Source organism: Mycobacterium sp. (assembly GCF_049280035.1).
Lineage (GTDB): Bacteria > Actinomycetota > Actinomycetes > Mycobacteriales > Mycobacteriaceae > Mycobacterium.
Genome location: NZ_JBAPPI010000671.1, coordinates 1 through 2078 on the forward strand (window position 1 = coordinate 1; position 2078 = coordinate 2078).

Sequence of the window (2078 nt, forward strand, 5' to 3'; positions counted from 1 at the left end):
CAGCCCGTCCTCGAAGGTGGCCGCGCCACTGGGGCCACCGTCGAACGCGGGCAGCCAATCCTGCAGCATCAGCGCCATCGCCCTGCTGGCGTGACCTGCCAGACCCCCGGGCAACCGCTCGGGGTGCGCGGGCTCGCGATCATCCACGATCAGCGGGCTCAGCCCGTCGTCCGCGGCCGCGCCGACACGATATGCCGTGGAACGCAGGTCGCCGTCGCCGATGACGGTGCCATCGGAGCCAAAGAGTTCCAGGCGGTAGTGGTCGGCGTGCGCGCCCATCACCGAGATGCTCAGCACGGCAGTCAGCCCGGACTCCATCCGCATCAGCAGCGCCGCGGTGTCATCGGCGGTGATGTGCAAGGTCTCGCCGTCGGGCAACTCGCGGACGGGTTCGCTGGTACGCACCTCGGCGCACACCGACACCGGCCGACCCAGCAGGCTGCACAGGAAGTCGAGATCGTGCACCAGCATCCCGGCCAGGTAACCCCCGCCCTGATCGCGGTCGTACATCCAGCGGGCCTGGGGCGACCGACTCGGATGCCAGTACGATGCGCTGCGGCTGACCCGGGCGAGGTACTGGTGGCCCAGGAAACCTGAGCGCACCTTGTCCGCGACTGCCAACCAGTCCGGGTTCCAGCGGTTCTCGAAGCAACACGCGGTGGGCAATTTGGAATCGGCCGCGGCACGCACCATATGGCGGGCGGCATCGAGGTCACCCGCCAGCGGCTTCTCGCACAGCACGGGCTTACCCGCGGCCAGTGCGGCGATTGTCATCTCGTGGTGCAGCACAGTGGGAGTTGCGACCGAGATGACATCGAGGTCGTTGCGGGTGACGAACGACTCCCAATCGGTGGAGGTCTGTTCGATGCCCAGCTTGCCGGCCACGCGTTTCAGCCGGTCGGGTGTGCGCGCGCAGAGCGCGACGGGCTCGAAGCCCTTGGCCGCCCGGAAACCGGGCACCTGCACGTGCGCACCCCATCCGACGCCGATGATGCCGACTCGTAACGTCATGTGCTCTACTCCGTCCGTCCAGTGGTAGTGACACCAATGTTAGATAACTCGTGCGTTCAGCGAAGAAACATTGGGCCATTGACCGATCTGATCCAGTACCCCGGCGTTGCCTATAAGTGACATGAGTGCCAGAATCGGATGCTGTGAGCGCGATCGACACCGACGAGCAGCAGTTCGCACCGCTGATCGACCTGCAGTGGTGGCAGGAGCGTTCAGCTGACCGGCCCGAGCTCTACCGGCGCCTTCGCGAAGCGGGCGGCCCAGTATTCGTCCGCACCAACCGGACCGACTCGCAGCGGGTCCGCGGCTTCTGGGCGGTCGGCGCCCACCGCGACGTCGTCGACATCAGCCGCCGCCCCGCTGAGTTCAGTTCCGGGCAAGGCACGCAGATCTTCGATCAAACCCCCGAGATGCGCGAATACCGCGGCTCCATCATCGACATGGACGATCCCGAGCACATGCGGCTGCGCAAGATCGTCTCGCGCGGCTTCACCCCCCGCATATTGTCCGAGCTGCGTGGCCTAGCGGAAGAGACCACTGCCGAGATCCTCGAGGAGATGCCGCGTTCGGGTGAGTGCGACTTCGTCTCTTCCTTTGCCACGCTGCTGCCGCTGCGCATCATCGACAACATGCTTGGCGTTCCCCGCGAACACGAACAGTTCATCCTGCGCGCGACCAACATCGTGCTCGGCGCGTCGGACCCGGAGTACGTACCCGACCAGACCGTCGCGGGCATCGGGGCCGCCGTCACCGAAATCAGCGAGCAGCTCATCGACCTACTCAAGCGAATCGCCGAGGACCGCATCGCCCATCCCCGTGACGACGTCATCAGCAAACTGGTCACCTCCGACGAGGAAAACCTCACACCGCAGGAACTGGCCAAGTTCTTCATCCTGCTGATCGGCGCGGGCAACGAGACCACCCGCAATGCGCTGACCCACGGACTGCGGATTCTCAGCGCGCACCCTGACCAGCGCGACCGCCTGCTGGCGAACTACGACGACATGGCGCCCGCCGCGGTCGAGGAAATCCTGCGGTACGCCAGCCCGGTGATCCACTTTCGCCGC

At 66.0% G+C, this 2078-nt stretch carries 2 protein-coding genes; one reads left to right on the forward strand and one right to left on the reverse strand.

What is annotated here, in order from left to right:
- Window positions 1-1011, reverse strand: a 1011-nt coding sequence (locus WAN71_RS21610; protein WP_422227287.1) for a Gfo/Idh/MocA family protein, incomplete at its 3' end; no start/stop codon positions are given.
- 143 nt (window positions 1012-1154) lie between these two features.
- On the opposite strand from WAN71_RS21610, the gene WAN71_RS21615 reads away from it, so the two are divergent.
- On the forward strand, window positions 1155-2078 hold a 924-nt coding region (locus tag WAN71_RS21615; RefSeq protein WP_422227288.1), incomplete at its 3' end, for a cytochrome P450.